The sequence below is a fragment of the Pseudomonas sp. H3_E07 genome, from assembly GCF_054668895.1.
Genome location: NZ_CP162795.1, coordinates 6,096,592 through 6,115,743, shown reverse-complemented (window position 1 = coordinate 6,115,743; position 19,152 = coordinate 6,096,592). Strand labels below are relative to the sequence as shown.

Genomic DNA, 19,152 nt, shown 5'->3' with positions numbered 1-19,152 from the left:
CGCCCCGTATCCGTTTGCCCAGTGCGGATTGCGCGGACGCAGCGGCGGGGCATGCCGCCAATACGTCGCGCGATGCGGTTGGAAAATGACTTGAATCGGGTAGAGCCCGGCCCACGCCCTTGACTACCGTCGCTCGCCGCCCTTTTGCAGGGCCTCTTCATGGAGTTGCGGATGTCAGTCGATTCGGGTTTACAGGTGCGCGGCCTGCGCAAGCGCTACAACAATGGCGTCGAAGCGCTACGTGGCGTGGACCTGAGTGTTGGCCCCGGCATGTATGGCTTGCTCGGTCCCAACGGCGCGGGCAAGAGCAGCCTGATGCGCACCCTGGCGACCCTGCAGCAGCCGGACACCGGCAGCATTCATCTGGACGGCGTGGATGTATTGCGCGGCCCCGACCATCTACGCCGCCGTCTGGGTTACCTGCCGCAGCAATTGGGTGCGTATCCGGGCGTGAGTGCCCGGGATCTGCTCGACCGTTTCGCCTGGCTCAAGGGCCGTACCGACAATCGCCAGCGTCGCGAGGAAATCGAGGCTCTGCTGCATAAAGTCAACCTGCAGCAGGCCGCTCACCGTGCGCTGGCGACCTATTCGGGGGGCATGTTGCGCCGGTTCGGTATCGCCATGGCGCTGGTGGGTTCGCCGCGCTTGCTGATCGTCGACGAACCCACGGCCGGCCTCGACCCGGCCGAACGTAACCGTTTTCATCGGGTGCTGGCGGATGTCGCCGCCGAGTCCATCGTGCTGCTCTCGACCCATATCGTCGAAGACGTCGAGAACCTTTGCAGCCGCCTGGCAGTGTTGGCCGGCGGGCAGATTATTGTCGAAGGTCGACCGGCCGATTTGCTCGCTGCCGAGCAGGGCCGACTGTGGGAAGCGCCATTCAGCCGCGGCGAAACGTTGCCCGCAGCCCTGCATGTGGCCGCCAGCCCCGAAGGCAGTCGCGTGATCGTGCATGGCGAGCGGCCGGCAGACTCGCGCTTCACCCCCCACGTGCCACGCCTGGAAGATATCTATTACCTGGCGCTGGCCCAGGCCGGTGAGGCGGTGGACGCATGAATACCTTCGCGTTGCTGCTGCGTGAAACCTGGGTGGAAGCCCGCGCCGGGCTGCGCAGCGGCATTCCCTTGCTGGTGTTTCTTGGCCTCACCGGCTACCTGCTGATGTCCCTGACAAATGCCGACTACGTGCAGAAAATGGGCGCCAGCGACATTGCCCGCAATGCGCCGAGCTTGATTTACCTGATGTCATGCGGCTGCATGTTCTTCCTGTTTTTTGCCTGGGCCTGGGTGTTTGCACAGCCGGCCCTGCGCGACCGCAAGGCACAGTTGGAAGAGGTACTGCTGGCCTTGCCGCTGTCGTTGCCGGCCTTGCTATGGGGGCGTTTTATCGGCGCGGCGCTGGTGGGCGGGTTGCTCGCCAGCTCGTTGATTGTCGGCTTCCTGGTCAGCCCGGTATTGGGCTGGCTCGGCTGGGTGCCGGCGGCGAGTATCGGTGCGCCGGTGTGGTCGGCGCTGGGGTTTGCCTGGATTGCCTTGCTGTTGCCGGTAAGCACCGGGATCGGCGCATTGTATTACCTGCTGGCGTTGCGCAGCCGTGGCCTGGCCGCGCCATTTGGCCTGGCGACGGTATTGATGCTGTTGTGGATGTTTGCGGTGGTGGTGCTCAAAGGCGGGCATATCAACCCACTGTTGGCGGCCAGTCTGGACCCGTCGCTGTTTACCTTTGCTCAGGCCCAGGTCGAAACCTGGAGCGCCGCGCAGAAGTCCCAGGCGCTGCTGGCGCTGACGCCGGGGTTTTGGCTCAACCGTGCGCTGTGGTGTGTGTTGCCGCTGCTGGTACTGGCCGTGGTATTGGCGCGCACCACTCGCCAGGGCCTGATGGGGCGCCGCAGCGGCGCGGTGCTGGCGGAACCACCGATGCTGCGCAGCAGTGACGTGCAGTTGCCGGGTCCATTGGCGGCAAGTTGTTGGGCGCACGCCGTGTGGCATGAAGCGCGCTGGCAGGTACGCCAGTTGTTTGCTCGGCGGATCTGGTGGGTGGCGCTCGGCTTGCTATTGGTGATGGGCGTGCTCAGCGGCTTTGTCCACGGCGTATGGCACGCGCGCGGGCCGATGGTGCCACGGGCGGATCTGACCCTGCCGCTGTTGTCGAGCGCGTTGTTCCTGGTGATCGCGTTTATCGTCGCGGCGCTGGTAGGCCTGGCGTGCCGTCGTGATGACGTCGAAGGCCTGGGTGCCATGTTGCAGGCCACGCCCGCGCCAACCTGGCTGCGGTTGTTCGGCCGCACGGCCTGTGTGTTGTTGGCCACCGTGACCCTGGCGCTGCTGCCGGGCATTGCCAGCCTGCTGATCAGCGCCATCGCTGCGCCCGACAGTCTGGCACCGGGCTTTGTGCTGATTTACCAGGCGCTGGTGTTCGCGCCGCCGCTGCTGGAACTGGCCACGCTGACGGTGCTGGTGCATGCGTTGATACGTCGCTCGGGGCTGGCTTACGCCATGTCGATGCTGCTGACGTTTTTCCTGGTGCTCAACCACGAACTGGGGCTGGTCAGCTATCCCGCCTATGCGATGGGGATACCGGCCCATGTGGCGTTGTCACAGCTCACCGGCTGGGCACCCTGGTTGCCCTATCTCGGCACCTTGGCGGGCTGGAAACTTGCGGGTTGCGTGGTGATGGTCGGCGTGGCGGCGCTGGTGTTACCACGTGGTCCCGAGCGACGCCGTTTCGCTGACTTGCGCCAGCCGTTGCCGCTTGCCATGTTGGCTCTGGGCGCCTTGGGTTTGCTGGGCAGTGGCGTGGCTTTGCAGCGTTACCTGGTGGAGCAGGGCGACTACCAATCGGTGGCCGAGGAACGTGCCGAGCGCGCCGCCTGGGAACAGCGCTGGCTGGCCGGCGCGGCTGCCTGGCAGGTGGCGGGCGGGCGTGTGCAGTTGCGCGTCGATTCAACCGCGCGTCAGGTCGAGGGCCAGTGGACGCTGGACGCCATGGTCGCCCGCCAACTGGATGCCGAGTTGCCCCCAGGCCTGCGGGTGACGGCGGTCAGCGTGATGGGGCAACCGGTCACGTTCGAGCAGGCCACCGAACACCTGCGCGTGCCCCTGGCACAGTGCACGACGAACGCTTGCAGTGTGGAGCTGAACTGGATTGTCAGCGCCAACGGCTGGCCGTCGGAAGGCGAAGCCTACTGGCTGGGGCCGCACGGCGTGTGGCTGGAAGCACGCCGCGTGATGCCGCGCCTGGGTCTGGACAGCGAGCGGCTGTTGCGTGCGCCGGTGCAGCGCAGCGAGGCCGATTTGACGCCCGAAGTGCCTACCTTGGCGACGAATTCCGCCGTCGCCGTGGAGGCCGTTGCACCGGCGGGCGACTGGCAATGGCATGTTGAGATCGACGGGCAGGCCTTTAGCGGTCACAGCTCAGCGCCCATGGATTTTGCCTACAGCCTGCAGGCACGGGCGGATGCCAGTCGCCAGCAAACTGCCGTTGAAGTGCGTGAAGACCTGGACCTGATGAGCGCTTGTGTGGCGCGACGCCTGGGCAGTCGCCCGGCGGTGGATGACGTGAGCCTGTGGCCGACCGGCATGGGCGCCAGTCGCTTGAGCCACGGTCACCTGTTGCTCGCCCAATCGCCAGATTGGGACGCGGCTGCTGCCGGCGTCGGGCGCTCGGCACGCCGTGCGCATATCGCCGAACTGCTCGCCCGACGGATGCTGGTTGATGCCAGCGACCTGCGCCAGGTGCCGGGTTACTTGTGGTTGAGCCAGGGCGTAGCAGGTGCGATCGCTTTGCTGTGTGTGGCGGATGTGGACGGCCCTGAGGCTCGCGCGGTTCTGGTGAAGCTCATGGACGATGACCTGACCCGCGCGCTGGGCAATGACGGCGAACCCGTCGGCACCCTGGCCGATGCCCGCGAACACGGCTGGGCCGCCACTTATGCAGTGCTGGCGAGCCTGGGATGGACCGCTGCGCAAAGCCCCGAACAACTGAAGGCAATGACTGCCGCTATCCGAAACGGCCAGGGATGGCCGGCCGCGATCCAGCCTCTGCTGGGCGCGCCTGATCCGCAAGCGATCGCCGCCGCGCTCACGCGCTGGGGGCCTGCTCAATGAATTTGAATCATCCCTGCCTTTTGGAGTTTTTCCATGTCATCTGCTCTGTTTATCCAGCCGCTGCGCCGTCCCCTCGGCTGGCGGGCCAACGTCTTGACCCAGGCCATGGCGCTGGGTTTGTCCAGCCAGATGTGCACGGCCTATGCCGCTGACTATCAGCCGGAGGCCCCCGCGGAGTCCATTGAACTGGCTCCGCTGACGGTCAGCGCGCGGTTGAGCCAGGAGAGTGCCAAGGATATTCCCTTTGGTCTCTCGGTGATCGATGGGAAGACCCTGGAGACCCGGCGCCTGCGTACCCTGGAAGACGCGCTGCGGACCACGCCGGGGGTGGAGGTGAACTCCTGGGGCGGCGCGAATGACGCCAATGTGCGTATCCGTGGCGTCGGGTCACTGAACCAGATGAGCATGGATGACGGCTCGGTGGTGTTGAATGTGGACGGCGTGCCGATGTCAGTGCGCAATGCGGCGCTGGCCACCCTCGACGTGCAGCAGGTGGAGGTGCTCAAAGGCCCCCAGGGCACGTTGCTGGGGCGCAACAGCGAGGCGGGCGCGATCAACGTGACCACCCGTAAGCCGACGCGCGAGCTGGAGGGGTATGTGCGTGGCGAAGTGGGCAACCAAGGCCAGTTCATGACCGAAGGCGCCGTGGGCGGGCCGTTGACCGACTCGCTGGCGGGGCGTATCGCCGTGCGTCGCAGCGGCTTTGATAACTGGGTCGATGATCAACAGGACGGCGACCCGCTGACCAAACCCCGAGACCTGGCGCTGCGCGGCAGCCTGCTGTGGGATAACGACCAGGGTACCACCGGCTTGCTGACCGCCGAGCGCCAGCGCGCCGAGCACTATGCGGGCCTGGAGCTGCTACGCCCGTTTGGCAATCGCCCGAGCCTGGACTACACGCCCGGCACATTCGATGGCAACCAGAAGACCAATGAGCGTTACTCCTTCGAACTCAACCACGACCTGGCGCAGTCGCGCATCACCTCGATCAGTGCCTACACCAGCACCGACTTCAATGCGGTCAAGGGCTACGATCGCAACATCACGCGGGCGTTGTACGGTTCTGCGTTCGAATACCTGATCGAAGACTCGGCCCATGAGCGGGTATGGAGCCAGGACCTGCGCCTGGGGTCGCTGGCGGATGCCGATGTGTTTTGGGTGACGGGGCTCAACTTGTCGCGCTCCGAGCGCAGTTTCGACTCCAACAATCTCACCAACGGCGCGCAGCAGTTGCGCGACTTCAGCACCAACAGTTACGCGGCCTATGGTGAGGTGACGTACCCAATTGCCGAAGACTGGAAACTCACCACCGGCCTGCGTCATACCTGGGACCGCAAGACCTATGGTGGCGATTACTCCACTGGCGGCGCGCTGGTCAGCGACAGCCGGCGTTTGCAGGACAATTACAGCACCGGGCGCGTGGCGTTGAGCTACGCGCTGACGCCGCAGACCAATGTGTATGCGGTGCTGTCGCGGGGCTACAAGTCGGCGGGGTTCAACGATTACGCCACGTCGGTCAAGGACAGCGAACCTTACAAGGCGGCCAAGGTAAATTCCGCCGAGTTGGGCTTCAAGCATGAAAGTGCCGGGGGCGACCTGAGCCTGGAAGGGGCGTTGTTCATCACCCGCGTACAGGACGACCACCTGCTGGGCTACGATTTCAACACCCTGGCGGTCAGCGCGGTGAATGCCGACACCCGCAGCAAGGGCGCCGAGTTGTCGACTACCTGGCACGTCACCGATGAGCTGACCTTGGGCAGTGCCGTGAGCTACACCAATGCAGTGGTGACGTCGGATGCGCCGGGTGTTTCCGGCGGTGACGTGGCGGCGGGCAGTCGCGTGCCGGATGTGCCGCTGTGGAGCGGTAATTTCAGCGTCGCCTGGCAGAAGAACCTGGGGGCGTTGCTCGGGTTACCGGCGCCACGCCTGAACACCTTGCTCAATTACCGCGTACAGAAAAACCGCCCGGCCGACCCGCAGAACCACTACGACCTCAAGGGCTACGCCAAGCTGGACCTGCACCTGGGCCTGGAGAGTGGCGGTTCGGAGGTCTACCTGTGGGCCGACAACCTCCTGGATGCGCGCTACGACCTGTACGGCTCGTACTCCACTGACCAGGTACTAACGGGCATGCCAGGGCGTGGGCGTTCTGCGGGCGTGGGGTATAGCTACCAGTTCTGACCCACATCTGCCCCTGTAAGAGCGAGCTCGCTCGCGAAAGAACGCCCCGGTGCCGCGTTAAATCAGGCTGCCCGGTTAGCGTTGACGTTTTTCGCGAGCAAGCTCGCGCCTACAGGGGGAGGGTCAGAACGTGTAGGTGTAGCCGACGCCCAAGGTTCGGCGGCGTGCCGGTGCACCGTAGGCCACCGGGTCACTGTAGAAACCGTAGGTGTCGTAGGTCTGGTTCAGCAGGTTGTCGGCGAAGGCATAGACTTCGCCGAACTTGCCTTCCAGGCCGGCGCGCAGGTCGAGTTTCTCGTAGTTGTCCAGGTTGAAGTGGTTTTGCGGGTCGGCCGCGCGTTCGCCCATCAGGTGGTAGTTGAGGCTGGTGTTGAGGGTGGTTTCGCCGAGGCTGGCGAAGGTGCCCAGTGGGTGTTTCCAGCTGGCGTTGAAGTTGCCGCTCCAGCGCGGGACATCCGGAGTGCGGTTGCCGGCCGCGACGTCACCGGCCTGGATGCCTTGCACGCCGCTGGTGATCTTGGCATCGAGGTAGGTGGCGCTGGCGGCCAGGATCAGGCCGTAGTCGAAGCGCCAGCTGCCCTCCAATTCGGCGCCGCGGGTGCGGGTGTCGGCATTGAAGGCATTGGTGGCGAAGGTCGCCGCGTCGTAGCCGAGCAGGTGGTCGTCGTGCACGCGGGTGAAGAACAGCGCACCGTTAAGGCTGCCGCGACGGTCTTCAGTTTCACTCTTGAAGCCCAGTTCCGCGGCTTTGCTGACGGCGGCCTTGTAGGGTTCGCTGTCGGTGACCTGCGAGGCGTAGTCATTGAAACCACCGGATTTATAGCCCCGCGCCAGTTGCACGTAGACGTTGGTTTGCGGCGTGAGGGCGTAGCTCAGGGCAACGCGGCCGGTGCCGTAGTCGTCGGTCAGCTTGCGTGAGTCCTGCACTGCACTGCTGCCGGAGAAGTATTGGCCGTCGTAGGTCTTGCGGTCCCAGGAGTGGCGGTAGCCGGTGGTGAGTTTCAAGCGCTCGGTGAGGGGGAAGGTCATTTCGCCATATCCGGCGTAGGTGGTGGTGGTGAAATCGCGGTACTTGGCGCCGGAGGTGCCGTAGGTGTTGCGCGGCGTGTCGTAGCTGCGCTCGTTGCGGCTGGCGGCGAGGCCCGCAACCCAGAACACCTCGGAGTCGGGCAGCGAACTCAAGTGCAGGTCCTGGCTCCAACTGCGCTCGAAGGATTTGTCCACCACCCAAAACTCGCTGGGGGTGCCGTACAGGGCGCCCATGAGTTTGCTGTCGTAGGCGATCAGGCCTTCGAAGTCGGCGGTGCCGGTGGCGGTGGTGGAGGTCAGGCGGCTGTTGGCGAAGTCATGATCGACCTTGATGGTGTAGCGCTCGGTGGTCTTGTAGTTGTCGTCGAACAGGCCGGGGGTCAGGTTCAGGCTGGGGTCGCTGCCGTAGGGACGCAACACCAGGGAGTTGGTGGCGCGCTCGGTTTTCTGGCGTTCGGCGCTGACCAGCACATGGGTGTCATCGTTGAGGTCCCAGAGCAGGCTGCCTCGGTAGGCTTCGTTACGCGGCTTGGTGATGGGATGGTTGGTCTGGTCGTTGTCGATCCAGCTGTCATAGCCGGCACGACGCACTGCCAGGCGACCGCTGAGGCTGTCGCTGATCGGCCCGCCGATGGCACCTTCGGTGAGGAACTGGCCTTCCTGGCCGACTTCGCCGCGCACATAACCTTCAAGTTCGCGGGTCGGTTGATGCGTGGTGATATTGACCGCACCCGCCTGGCCAATCGCACCGGACAGCGTGCCCTGGGGCCCCTTGAGTACTTCGATGCGATCGACGTCCAGGGTGCCGAAACCGAGGCTGCGCGACGACACCGGCACACCGTCGATATTGAATGCCACCGAGCTGTCATCCATCGACATCTGGTACAGCGAACCGACGCCGCGGATCAGTACGTTGAAGTCATTCGGCCCTCCTGAGGAGTTGACGCTCACTCCGGAAGTGTTGCGCAGGGCACTCTCCAGGGTGTCGAGGCGTTGGGTGCGCAGTTGCTCGCCGCTGATCACGCTGAGGCTGATGGGCACTTCCTTCGGGTCTTCCTGCTCCATGCGCGCAGTCACCGTCGAGGCCGGCAGTTGCACGGGCTCGCTGATGGTGGTGGCGAGTGCCGAATTGGCCAGTGTCAAACTCATGGCTATTGTTATAGTATTACGTTTGTAGCAAAATTGGCGGGTAGCCGTCGTGTTGCATCGTGCAGACATGATGGGACCTTGACTGAAGATTCTGATCGGCGCGCGTTGCGGGGGGCTGCGGCGATTTGGCGGAGCCTGTGCAGCGCGCCAGATGCTAATAATTATCAATTGCGTAATTCCACCCCGATGTGATCTGATTCGAGCCGTATCCGGTCAGCCAGGAGATTTACGATGTCAGCCGTTCAAGGAGGCGCAGGGGAGCCGATGCCGGTCTCGCGAATCATTACGGGAGGATATGGAAGCGACCTCGGACCAGGGGCGCACTGTCGCGTGACCCGCGTGTCGCTGCAGGACGGGCTGGACATCGTGCGTTGGCAAAGTACGTTCGAACAGCCGATCGAATTGCCCTTGCAAGACGACAGTGATTGCATCCATTTCAGTTTCACCAACCTGCTCAAGGGTAAAGCCTCGTGCAGCTTTCAGGAGGGGCGTCGGCAACGGCGCTATGCAATTGACGAGGGCGCCGGCAGCATCAGCTTCGGGCGTTGCCGCCATGGTCTGTATCACCAGCATGGCGAGATCGATAACATCACCGTGATGATTCGTCCTGAAGTGCTTGAGCAATGGGAGTTGAAACTCGATCCGCTGTTGAACAAAGCGCTGGCCTGTGACCAATGCTTCCTCGATGGACACCGCAGTGGCGAAATGAGCGCGACTGCGCACCTGCTCGGCAGCGCTATGGATCAGGGGGCCGGACTGTCACCCGCCCAGCCGCGCAGCAGTCTATGGCTCTACGGGCAGAGCGTTACGCTGGTGAGTTTGTTCCTTGAGGTGCGCCAGGACGCTGAATGCACCTGTCGCGTCAGTAACACCGACCGCCAAAGGTTGGTGCGTGCCCGTGAGCGTCTGCTCGAAGACCTGGGCAAGGCGCCGAGCCTGTCGGAGTTGGCGCGTGAGTCCGGGTTGAGCCAACCCAAGCTGACACGCGGGTTTCGCCAACTGTTTTTCAACAGTGTCTACGGCGTGTTCCAGCAAGCACGAATGATTCAGGCACGCAGCCGCTTGATGAGCGGTGATGAATCCGTGATGCGCATTGCCTCGGACCTGGGGTACGCCAACGCGAGTCATTTTGCGACGGCGTTTCGCAAGCAGTTTGGAATCAACCCATCGACTTTCAAGAACGGCGGCAGAAGCAAATCATTTGGAATTAATGCTTCATAGACCGTTTCAATAGCGGCTATCGCGATAGGTTTAATAGCCTGCGCCAGCCCCGAAGTACCGGCATCATGCACGGGTGAATTTGACGGCCCCCGCTTATTGAGCGCAATGGATTGGTGCCGCTCTAGCGGCAACGAGCCGTTCAGCGAATTTGCTTGCCTACGTTAAATCGAAGCAACATTAGCGCCGCATCGCATGCATCACTCGCATAGTGACTTCCACTGAACGCATGAGCACTCACCGTCGCCCCGTCCAGCAGCATAATGATGTAGGTCGCGAGTGTCGTGGCGGTCTCTTGGGGGTAGTGGCGGGTTATTTCGTCTTCTACAAGTCCATGCAGCTTGCGCTTGTAATCGAGGGCGATCTCTCGGATATCCGAGCGGTCCGGGAATTCGGCCACCGCTCGGCCGAACAAACAGCCTGCGAAGCTGGTCGAGCAGAACCACTGACCTCGCCAATCAAAGATCGAGATGATCTTCTCTTCCAGACTGGGCTTTTCGTCCATGCGCATCTTCAATTGCTTGAGCAGATGATCCGAGCGCTGTAACAGCACGGTTTTGACTAAGTCTTCTTTACCCGCGAAATTACGGTACATCGTCATCCTGGCGACGCCAGAGGCTTCAATGATCCAGTCGACGCCCACGGGGTGAAAACCGTATTGGGAAAACAGGCTGGTAGCAGTGTCGACGACATGCTGCTTTTTCGATACAGACAACTCGGAACTCCAGGCTCGGGCAGTAGAAATGGGCGAAAACCGTAACATTCTGATATAGACCAGTCTATCTCAGTCTTGATTCAGTATTTCGCCCATGCGTCGCAAACCTCAGGTCAGTGTCACCGTATCGCCGCCATCCACGGCCAGTACGGTGCCGCTGATCATTGAGTTGGTCGCCAGCAACAGGGCGGCCGAGGCGATATCCTCAGGAAGCGCGATGCGCTTGACCGGCAGTGCTTGGCTGCGCTGGCGCATTTTTTCTACCAGGGCTTCGGGATGCATGCCAGTGTCGACAAAGCCCGGTGAGAGCACGTTGACCCGCACCGGTGAGAGTTCGCTGGCCAGCCCACGTGCCAGCCCCTCGATGCCGGCATTGACTGCGCTGATCAGCGCAGTTTGCGCACCGGCGCGCTGGGCAAAGCGCCCGGAGACCAGCGTGAGCGAGCTGTGCTCGTCAAAGGTGGCGAGCCGGGCAATGTGATAAGCCGCCCAGAACTTGCTGTCGAAGATGCGCTGGGCATCCTCCAGAGAAACGCTACGCAGTGGGCCGAAGGTCAGCGAGGCGGCGGTGACGACAATATGCTTCCAGCGCGTCGGCCGGGAGAAAAAATCCTCCAGCTGCGCCGGTTGCGTAACGTCCAGTGCCTCGGTTGCCACGTTCGGGCCGATGTCGTGCGCAGCGCGATGCAACCGCGTCGTACTGCGCCCGGCCAAGGTGACTCTCGCTCCTTGCTGGTGGAACAGTTTGGCGATTGCAAAACCGATCCCGGCAGAGCCGCCGATGACCAACACCTCAGTAGTGGGTTCAAACGTAGGCATAGTGGTCTTCCTTCTGGTGTGCGGGCGCAGGGTGCGGGTAATCGAAAATCAACATCTGGCACAACGCGCGCAACCTGGGGCGGAAACCCGCGTGCAGCGGATGTTCCCGCCAGCCGGGGAGTACCGACTCGTCGGTAAACGTGAGGATAAAACCCTGGTCGAAGCCCAGTGACCGCTCGCCGCTGTCTGCGATCACCTCCACCGCTACCAAGCCTGGCACCTGGCCGGGAAATGCGTGCAGTTCCTGCAGCAGCGTGGATACGGCGGCCGCGTCAGGGCTTTTGAGCAAAACAATGCGTTTAAACATGAACGTTCTCCCATTCGATCAAGTTGCTCAGGCGCGGGCCGTTGTCGAAATCGCACACCACGGTATCGCCGTGGCTAAGGTGGATACCGGCATCGGCGCTGTTGCGATCGGCGCCCAGGTACAGGTAGATCAGCGTGCCGGGCAGGCGCAGCGACGGGTGCTGCCAAAGGGTTTCGAACAGGTCGTCGGCGTCATAGCACAGGCACGACAGGCCGGTGCTGAAGCCTTGCTCCCAGTGCAGGTCGCCCGCGCGGTAGATGGATGTCTTGCCCTGTATCAGTTCGGGCAGGGGCTGGCGGTAGAGCAGGTGGGAGATGGCGCTGGGTTGTAACTTGGCGTAGGCCAGGTAGTTGCGCTTGGATTTGGCCAGGGCGATATCGGTCAGGTCGTTGCCGAAGGTGTAGCCGATATAGGTCGGGCGACTGTTATCGGCCACCAGAAACAGCGCTACCACTTCAGCTTCTTCGCATGCCGAGAGTGCGCCGCGGTTCATGCGCAGTACGTCGCCGCTGCGCTTGAGGGAATCGGCAAAGCCCTTGATAAAGAAGGCCGGGCGCTCGCCGTGTTGCGGTGGTTCCGCGACTTTGCTCTGATGGGTCAGGCCAAAGCCGCACACCATGCCTTGGCGTGGGTCGGGCGGTTGCAGGCAGGGCAGCAGCTCGAAGCCGGCAAGGTCCGCAACGGTCAACGGCGCAGGGCTGTGCTCGCGCAGGTACTCCAGCGGCCCGCCGGGGTATTCGCCCGCCGGTGTGTCGCGCAGCAGCGTGTACAGGTCGCTCACCGGATAAAGGGTGTAGGGCCCGGTGGAGCTGGGGCGGGTGACGTAGCGCTGGCCATCCCGCGCGCATTCGAAAATGATCGACATGGGAAGCTCCTAGAGGGTCTTGATTTCAAGCAGGGCAGGCTTGCCGTGGGTGCGCATGTAGGACAGGCAGTCGGCGATCTTTTCCCCGATCTGCGCCGGTGTCTCGGCGCTGCCAGGGCTATAGAGGTCAAAGGTTTTCGCCAGGGCGACGAAGTCCACCTCGTTCTCATGAAAGCTGGTCGCCAGATTGGACAGGTCGCTGGGCCGTTGACGCAGGTCGGCAATCCGTTCGGCGTGCTGCTTGGAATTGAGGTAGAGACGGTTGTTGATCACCAGCACCAGCAGGGGAATGTCGTAGGCGGACAAGGTCCACAAGGCGCTTGGGGTATAGAGCAGGTCACCATCCGATTGCAGATTGACGCACAGCCGGCCGCTGCCTTTGTGGGCGACGGCCGCACCGATGGCTGCGCCCAGGCCGTAACCCAGCCCGGCGCCGCCGCTCATGCCGATATACGCTTCACTGCGCTCGATGGGCCAGAGCCCACGCACCAGGGTGTCGATTGTCACGCTGCCAGTGTTGGTGAGTACCCAACGTTCATGGCCGATGGCTTCGTGGATAGCGATCAGCGCCTGGGCGATGGTCAAGCCGTCGGCGGGTTGGGTGACTTGCGCCAGCAGCGCCTGGCGACGCGCCTGCTTGTGGGCCGCAATGCGCTGGGTGCGCTCATCGACCAACGTCTGTGCCGTGTGAGTGCGCGACGCCGCCAACGCCTGCGCCGCCTGTGCGATACGCGTAATGGAGGCCGCCACATTGGCGTGCAGCGCCAGGTCGGCGCACACCAGCTTCTGGCTGTCGGCCACCCAACTGCTGATCAACAGCGAGTGGGTGCCCAGGGTCGCGATGTAAAGACCAGCGTGGGGTTGCTGTCCGGAGTTGGCGATCAGCCCATAAAGATCCTGGACTTCCAAGGCCAGCAGAAAGTCGCACTCGCTCATCAGTTGTGCATCGTGGTCCTGGAACACCAGCGGATGGGTATTGGGCACGTTGTAGCGGCCGTTACGTGAAATCACCGCCGCGCCTGTGAGGGTGGCGAGCCTCAGCATTTGCTCGGCCTGCTCATCGTCCAGTGCGGCGTAATCAATCGCGATCACGGGGTGATGTGCCGCCAGCATGCGGTCCACCAGTTCGTTCAGTTGCTCATCGTCCAGTGCCGGCAGGCGTTCCGGGCGTACCGCGCCGGATGGCAGCAAGAGCCCCGGCGCCAGTGACTCTTCTTGAACTGCACTGTCGATGGCGACATAACAAGGGGCGTGAGGTTCGGCCGCGCACAGCTTGAGCGCCCGTTGCACCGATTCCAGCGTGGCGGCTTGGGAGACCGGCATATCGGTCCATTTGGTGTAACCCGAGAGCAACTTGTCGATGCCCTGGGACGTGTGGATCCAGTCGATCCAGGGGCGACGCAGTGCGGCGTCGATCGGCCCGTTGCCGCCGAGCACCAACAGCGGGACCCGATCGCACCAGGCGTTGAAGATGGCCATGCTCGCGTGCTGCAAGCCGATATTGGCATGTACCAGCACCGCCATATGCTTGCCGCTGGCCTTGTAATAACCGTGGGCCATTGCCACCGAAATTTCCTCGTGGCAGCACATCAGGATGGCCGGTACGGCCGGGTCGGGGTGATGCACCAGCGAGTCATGAATGCCGCGAAATGACGCGCCGGGGTTGAAGCAGACGTACTCAATGCCCTGGTTGATCAGAAGATCGACAAGCAGATCGGAGAAATACTTCATCGTGCACGCTCCATGTGAAGAGATTCGTTGGGGTGTCTGTCGACACCGGTTGCACAGTGGTAGGGCTGCACATGGGACGTCAGGCGGCAGCCAAGGCCTGTTCGCGTCGGAACGGGCAAGTGAATGGCGTTGTGATCTCTATCAATGGCTGGCATCGGTTCGAGCAGGTCGGTGTGGAAAAAACGATCGTGTTGCCCGGCTTCCACGCCGATAAAACCCTCGTAGGCCGTGAGCAGCGCACGGTGCGCGGCGATCAGCGGTCCGACTTCGGCAACTTGCACGCCAAGGTAAACGGGCAGCCCCCACGCGTGGCACTGCTCGATCATTCGCGCACTGGCCAACAGCCCACCGCATTTGGCGATCCGAAGGTTCACCGCATCCAGCGCCTGGTGTTGCCACGCCCGCGCCAGGCTGGACGCTGAGGTGACCGACTCGTCGAGCATGATTGCCACGCCATGCTTGAGCCTCGCCTGGCGGTAATCCTCCAGGCTGCCGGGCGGCAAGGGTTCCTCGAACAGCGCGACACCCAGTGCATGAAACTGTCGCGCGCTGCCGTGGAGTTGTTCGGCCGACCAACTCATGTTCGGGTCGACGTACAACGCCAGGGGCGGCGCCAGTGCCCGGATGGTTTCCAGACGTTGTTGGTTGGCGTGCGGATCACCGGCCAGTTTGAGCTTGAGCGAGCGCAACGGTTTGCGCTGTTCAAGGAACGCCTGAACCGGTTGCGACAGGTCGAGTACCTGGGTGATGTTGATGTGCGCGGGCACGGTGCGGCGTGCCGTCGCGACGGCCTCGGTGATGCGCAGCAGGTAGGTGGACAATGGCAGGCCGGCCTGTTGGGCCAGCGAGTCGAGTACCGCCATTTCCACCACGCACTGCGTGTTGTTACCCAGGTTCTCACTGGCCTCGAATGGCAGGCCATGTTCATATAGCGCGCGCCCCCGGTCGATCGGGTCGCCGCTGGCCAATGCTTTTGCCAAGTGCGCGAAGTCAAGGCTGCGCAGTTGGGTCAGCACCGACTCGCAGTCTTCGCCTGTCACGTAGCGGCGCGGCGCGCATTCACCGATCCCTGTAAAGGCGCCGAGCGTCCAGCTGAGCACCACACTGTCTGAAGTGTGGCGTTGGTGGGCGCCATGCACGAACGGGTTGGCCATGGGCTGGCGTACCAGGTAGACCTCAGGCGGCGTCATAGGCGTAGCGTCCGTTGGCCTTGACGAAATCTGCGGTGAACTGCACCACCTGGCCCATCGCGGGGGTGAAAAACAGGTAGTGCTTGTCCTGATTGACCAGCAGGGTAGAGCCGTTGCGGCACAGGCGCTGGAAGTGACCAACGGTGGCGTTCACATCCACCAGCGGGTCTTTGTTGGCGCAGATAAACAGGCTGGGGGCGTCGATGGGTCGGGCATCGGCCGCCAGGTAGACCTTTTCCAGCGCCAGCAATTTTTTCCGCTCTCGATGTTGCAAATGAGTGGTGGCCAGCGTGTCGTTGCGGATGAATTCGGCCAGATTCGGGTTGGCGGTGAAGTCGTCCGGGTTGAGCCCCGCATCCCACAGCGTCTGCCTGTCGTCCAGATCGATGTCGGCGCGCTCCTGTTCACTGAGCCGGTCATGCATTTTGCCCAGCCAGGCCGAACAGATGACGAGATTGTCATAGGGCAGCTCGGCGCGGGGGCTGCTTGCGATGGCGGCCAGCACCGATCCGCCCAGGCAGTGCCCGAACAGGCAAAGCGGCACATCGTCGGGCACTTCGCGACGAATGTGTTCGATGGCGGCCGAGGCATCCGTGTGCAACGTACGCACGTCCGGGAACCCATGTTTCTGACCGCTGCTGATACCGCACCCTTCGCGGTCCAGGGCGTAGAACGCGATGCCCAGGTTGGCGAATGCATTACCTACCGACCACAACCAACCGGCGTGGCTTTGCAGCCCATGAAAATACAGGATGGCGCCTTGCGGCTGCTGCGGGCGCCAGGCATGCAGGGCCATCCGCCGGTCTGCCTGAGCCAGGTAGTGGACTTCACGCGCAATGTTGTGCTGAAACAAGTGCATGTTCATGAGTGCCTCTCAAGATCAGAGTTGCTGGATGCCCAGCAGGGACAGGTCGGGTTGGAAGGGCTTGTACTTGATCTGCAGGGTTTTCCTGGCGGCTTTTTCCTGTTCGATCGCCATGGAGATCGCGTTGCCAGGCACAGTGATGACCTTGATTTGTCCCAGGCGCTTGCTGGAACGCTTGGACTCGTACTCGATATTGATCGCCTGCAGATGCCCATCGAGTAACTGACTGAGGCGCTCCGACTCACCGCAAGGCGCGCCTGCCGCCTCGATGGCCACGGCGTAATAGGGCGTTTCGTTCCAGACCGGGGCGCACAGGTAAAGCCCGGCATTGGGGATGCCACACATCTGCACCGCTTCGTGCAGTTGGGTCTCGGTGATCTTTTCGCCGGTGAAAGAATGCATCACCCCATTACGCCGGCTGAAACTGATACGCGGCACGCCTCGGTAATAGCCGTGCACGCGATAGATATCGCCGGTGTACATGCGCACCATCCCGTTGCCCTGCCACATGACCAGGTGGTATTCGTCGCCTTCCTTGAGCTGATCCAGAGACACGGTCTGCGGCTGCACCTGATCACGTATCAGCGCATCCATATCCACTGATACGGGAATGAACTCGAAAAACGCCTGATCAACCGCCAACGGCTGGCTGTCCTGATCGTCATCCACGGGCAGGGTCACCACGCCTTCGGTGCCGCATGACATGAATGGCAGCACCTTGGCCTGCCCCATGATTCGCTCCAATTGGGGCTTGTAGAGCTTGGCCGACGCTGCAGTCCAGCAACTGAAGCGCTCCAGCCCCGGCCATACATCCGGCAGTGACACCCCGTCGCGGGCCAACACACTCTCCAGCCGGTGCGCAGCCGCAGGGTCAGCTGCCCGCATGAGGCTGCCGGCATGGGCGCCGTCGTGCAGGTCGCGCAGCAGGCGTTCACGGTTTTCCAGCAGGCAATGGTGCAGGGAGAGCAGAGTGCTGGGGTTGATGGCCGTGAGTAATCTGACGTCCTCACCCAGTGTCCACAGCAGCCGTGCATACATCTTCTGCTCATGGCTGGCATCCGGCGTCGGCGTAAACCAGGGCGCTTCATACCAGGGCGGGTTCCAGTCGCCGCTGCCGATCTGCGGGTGGCGGTTGCTGATCGCCTGGTAGGGCAAACCTTCAACGTACTCGTTGCTTGGGTCTCGAACGGTTTGCGTGTCCAGTGTGGCCCACGGATTTGCGTGCAGGGCCGGGTAGTCATGGGCAAAGAACCCCCACATGGCCTTGATGGCCGGCACCCGGTACTGGCGAATCCAGTGCAGCGTGTAGGGAATGCGCTTGGATTGCCCGGTGGTACCGCTGGTCTTGAGCCAGCGCACCACCGGGCTGCAACTGAGTATTCCGCCTTTTTGCTGGCCTTCACGCACCAGGATGTCGCGGAACCCTTCATAGGTCATGACCGGGATATTGGTGCGGGTGATCCTGCCGTTGCAGTGGCTGACCTGAAAACCGTTTTCTTTCCAAAACAACGACTTCTGGCACACGTGAATGATGTCTTCGAGCACGTGTTCCTGGGTCTTTAGGGGCTTGTCGAGCCTTTCCAAATAGTTCGCTTGCGCTTGGGCGCATTCCGCTTTGAAGGTCGGCACCCCGCGCTGCCAATGGCCGATCCAAGAGTCCATCTTGCCCATGCGTTCGTCCTCGATCTTGTGGAAAGAAAAAGAGACCGTTATGTCTCTGTTGAGAGTGTTTAGACGCTCAAAATATATGTGTCAATATGTTTCTGGTTATTGGATCCAATCATTTGGTTTTGGCGGAATAAAATTTTAAGATCGGTTATTAGGCATTAATAAATTGATTTATATAGTTATTTATCATGTTTATGGCTCCTGCTAAGGGCATTCAAACCCGAAATAAAACAAAATATTTAGAAACATTGTATTGACGGGGAGGCGATAATTTGAAAAAGATGTAGAACGATCAGTATCACAAGGAGGGCGATTCCATGGTTTCGACGATCACGTTGGGCACACAGGGTCTGCAGGTTGGCCGCATAGGGCTGGGCTGCATGGGGATGAGCCAGTGGTATGGCGCCACGGATGACAACGAATCGCTACGCACCTTCCATCGAGCGTTGGAGCTGGGCGTGAACTTCTTCGATTCGGCCGAGGCTTACGGGCCGTTTACCAATGAGCGGCTGTTGCAGCGCGCTTTTGCCGGGCGCCGCGGGGAGGTGGTCATCGCCACCAAGTTCGGTTTCCGCATCGTCGACGGCCAGATCGTTGGCGTGGACAGTTCTGAAAGCAATCTGCAAAGAGTCGTCGAGGCCTCGCTCAAACGCTTGGGGACCGATTACATCGACGTGCTGTATCAGCACCGGTTGGATCCTACGGTTCCCATCGAAGAAGTTGTTGGGGCGATGGGGCGTCTGGTCGAGCAGGGCAAGGTCAAGTACCTGGGCCTTTGCGAGGTGGGCACGCGCACCATCGAGCGCGCCCATGCCACTCACCCGATTTCAGTGATACAGGGTGAGTACTCGTTGTGGGAGCGCAATGTCGAGCAAGAGATCCTGCCGCTGTTGCACAACCTCGGCATCGGCTACGTCGCTTTCTGCCCATTGGGCCGCGGGTTCCTGACCGGCAAGGCGGCCAGCGCTACTCACTACGACGCCAATGACTTCCGCCAGCAAGACCCGCGCTTTCGCGAAGAAAACTTTGCCGCCAACACCTTTCTGACCGAGTCGATTCTTGCGCTGGCCGATTCGTGGTCGATGACGCCTGCGCAGTTGGCGCTGGCCTGGTTGCTCACGCGCAGCCCGCACCTGGCAGTGATCCCCGGAACCAAGCGGGTCGCCTACCTGGAAGAGAACGTGGCTGCCGATGCCTGCGTGTTAAACGACGAACAATCGCACGCGATCCAGGCGTTGCTTGGGCAGTGGGCGGTGGCGGGTGAACGCTACGAACAGCGAATGATGCAATTCATCGACCGATAGGCACT

14 protein-coding genes are annotated in these 19,152 nt (G+C 62.1%); 5 read left to right on the top strand and 9 right to left on the bottom strand.

What is annotated here, in order from left to right; translation table 11 throughout:
* The first annotated feature begins 171 nt into the window (after positions 1-171).
* Genes AB4O08_RS28265 through AB4O08_RS28255 form a run of 3 tightly spaced genes read left to right on the top strand, consistent with a single transcriptional unit; the run spans position 172 to position 6,287 of the window.
* Complete coding sequence (locus AB4O08_RS28265; RefSeq protein ID WP_305470163.1) at positions 172-1,056, top strand: ABC transporter ATP-binding protein; 885 nt, start codon at positions 172-174, stop codon at positions 1,054-1,056.
* Positions 1,053-4,106: a membrane protein gene (locus AB4O08_RS28260; RefSeq protein WP_021492006.1), complete on the top strand. Its 3,054-nt coding sequence runs from the start codon at positions 1,053-1,055 to the stop codon at positions 4,104-4,106. The genes AB4O08_RS28265 and AB4O08_RS28260 overlap by 4 nt, the downstream gene beginning before the upstream one ends.
* Positions 4,107-4,139: 33 nt before the next feature.
* On the top strand, positions 4,140-6,287 hold the full coding sequence (locus AB4O08_RS28255) for a TonB-dependent receptor (protein ID WP_256454670.1): 2,148 nt from the start codon (positions 4,140-4,142) through the stop codon (positions 6,285-6,287).
* A 123-nt stretch (positions 6,288-6,410) separates the two neighbouring features.
* On the opposite strand, the gene AB4O08_RS28250 is transcribed toward AB4O08_RS28255, so the two are convergent.
* Positions 6,411-8,465: a TonB-dependent receptor gene (locus tag AB4O08_RS28250; protein ID WP_460114606.1), complete on the bottom strand. Its 2,055-nt coding sequence runs from the start codon at positions 8,463-8,465 to the stop codon at positions 6,411-6,413.
* A 330-nt stretch (positions 8,466-8,795) separates the two neighbouring features.
* Between AB4O08_RS28250 and AB4O08_RS28245 the strand changes: the two genes are divergently transcribed.
* Positions 8,796-9,686, top strand: coding sequence for a helix-turn-helix domain-containing protein (locus AB4O08_RS28245; RefSeq protein WP_010210572.1), 891 nt, complete (start codon positions 8,796-8,798; stop codon positions 9,684-9,686).
* Positions 9,687-9,825: 139 nt separating this feature from the next.
* On the opposite strand, the gene AB4O08_RS28240 is transcribed toward AB4O08_RS28245, so the two are convergent.
* The 8 genes from AB4O08_RS28240 to AB4O08_RS28205 form a co-directional block, all read right to left on the bottom strand.
* A complete protein-coding gene (locus AB4O08_RS28240) occupies positions 9,826-10,398 on the bottom strand; it encodes a TetR/AcrR family transcriptional regulator (protein ID WP_010210571.1) in 573 nt (190 codons plus the stop codon).
* A 108-nt stretch (positions 10,399-10,506) separates the two neighbouring features.
* Entirely contained in the window at positions 10,507-11,217 is a 711-nt protein-coding gene (locus AB4O08_RS28235) for an SDR family oxidoreductase (protein ID WP_021492009.1), read from the bottom strand.
* Positions 11,204-11,524: a Dabb family protein gene (locus tag AB4O08_RS28230; RefSeq protein WP_010210569.1), complete on the bottom strand. Its 321-nt coding sequence runs from the start codon at positions 11,522-11,524 to the stop codon at positions 11,204-11,206. Before AB4O08_RS28230 ends, AB4O08_RS28235 begins: the two co-directional genes overlap by 14 nt.
* Positions 11,517-12,389, bottom strand: coding sequence for a sugar transporter (locus AB4O08_RS28225; protein ID WP_042571169.1), 873 nt, complete (start codon positions 12,387-12,389; stop codon positions 11,517-11,519). Before AB4O08_RS28225 ends, AB4O08_RS28230 begins: the two co-directional genes overlap by 8 nt.
* A gap of 9 nt (positions 12,390-12,398) precedes the next feature.
* A complete protein-coding gene (locus AB4O08_RS28220) occupies positions 12,399-14,120 on the bottom strand; it encodes a thiamine pyrophosphate-binding protein (RefSeq protein WP_457243835.1) in 1,722 nt (573 codons plus the stop codon).
* A complete protein-coding gene (locus AB4O08_RS28215) occupies positions 14,117-15,310 on the bottom strand; it encodes an enolase C-terminal domain-like protein (RefSeq protein ID WP_042571167.1) in 1,194 nt (397 codons plus the stop codon). The genes AB4O08_RS28220 and AB4O08_RS28215 overlap by 4 nt, the downstream gene beginning before the upstream one ends.
* Positions 15,297-16,175 carry an alpha/beta hydrolase gene (locus tag AB4O08_RS28210; RefSeq protein ID WP_021492013.1) on the bottom strand — a complete coding sequence of 293 codons (879 nt, stop codon included), beginning with the start codon at positions 16,173-16,175 and terminating at the stop codon, positions 15,297-15,299. The genes AB4O08_RS28215 and AB4O08_RS28210 overlap by 14 nt, the downstream gene beginning before the upstream one ends.
* 15 nt (positions 16,176-16,190) lie before the next feature.
* Positions 16,191-17,846, bottom strand: coding sequence for a GH3 family acyl-acid amido synthetase (locus AB4O08_RS28205; RefSeq protein ID WP_010210563.1), 1,656 nt, complete (start codon positions 17,844-17,846; stop codon positions 16,191-16,193).
* 314 nt (positions 17,847-18,160) lie between these two features.
* Here AB4O08_RS28205 and AB4O08_RS28200 point away from each other — a divergent pair, with 314 nt between their 5' ends.
* Positions 18,161-19,147, top strand: coding sequence for an aldo/keto reductase (locus AB4O08_RS28200; RefSeq protein WP_460114605.1), 987 nt, complete (start codon positions 18,161-18,163; stop codon positions 19,145-19,147).
* Positions 19,148-19,152 lie beyond the last annotated feature (5 nt).

Bases quoted from the DNA above. Each gene is read 5' to 3' on its own strand.
- AB4O08_RS28250 (WP_460114606.1), bottom strand. From the start codon at position 8,465: ATGAGTTTGACACTGGCCAATTCGGCACTCGCCACCACCATCAGCGAG.
- AB4O08_RS28265 (WP_305470163.1), top strand. From the start codon at position 172: ATGTCAGTCGATTCGGGTTTACAGGTGCGCGGCCTGCGCAAGCGCTAC.
- AB4O08_RS28200 (WP_460114605.1), top strand. From the start codon at position 18,161: ATGGTTTCGACGATCACGTTGGGCACACAGGGTCTGCAGGTTGGCCGC.
- AB4O08_RS28215 (WP_042571167.1), bottom strand. From the start codon at position 15,310: ATGACGCCGCCTGAGGTCTACCTGGTACGCCAGCCCATGGCCAACCCG.
- AB4O08_RS28230 (WP_010210569.1), bottom strand. From the start codon at position 11,524: ATGTTTAAACGCATTGTTTTGCTCAAAAGCCCTGACGCGGCCGCCGTA.
- AB4O08_RS28220 (WP_457243835.1), bottom strand. From the start codon at position 14,120: ATGAAGTATTTCTCCGATCTGCTTGTCGATCTTCTGATCAACCAGGGC.
- AB4O08_RS28225 (WP_042571169.1), bottom strand. From the start codon at position 12,389: ATGTCGATCATTTTCGAATGCGCGCGGGATGGCCAGCGCTACGTCACC.
- AB4O08_RS28255 (WP_256454670.1), top strand. From the start codon at position 4,140: ATGTCATCTGCTCTGTTTATCCAGCCGCTGCGCCGTCCCCTCGGCTGG.
- AB4O08_RS28235 (WP_021492009.1), bottom strand. From the start codon at position 11,217: ATGCCTACGTTTGAACCCACTACTGAGGTGTTGGTCATCGGCGGCTCT.
- AB4O08_RS28205 (WP_010210563.1), bottom strand. From the start codon at position 17,846: ATGGGCAAGATGGACTCTTGGATCGGCCATTGGCAGCGCGGGGTGCCG.
- AB4O08_RS28260 (WP_021492006.1), top strand. From the start codon at position 1,053: ATGAATACCTTCGCGTTGCTGCTGCGTGAAACCTGGGTGGAAGCCCGC.
- AB4O08_RS28210 (WP_021492013.1), bottom strand. From the start codon at position 16,175: ATGAACATGCACTTGTTTCAGCACAACATTGCGCGTGAAGTCCACTAC.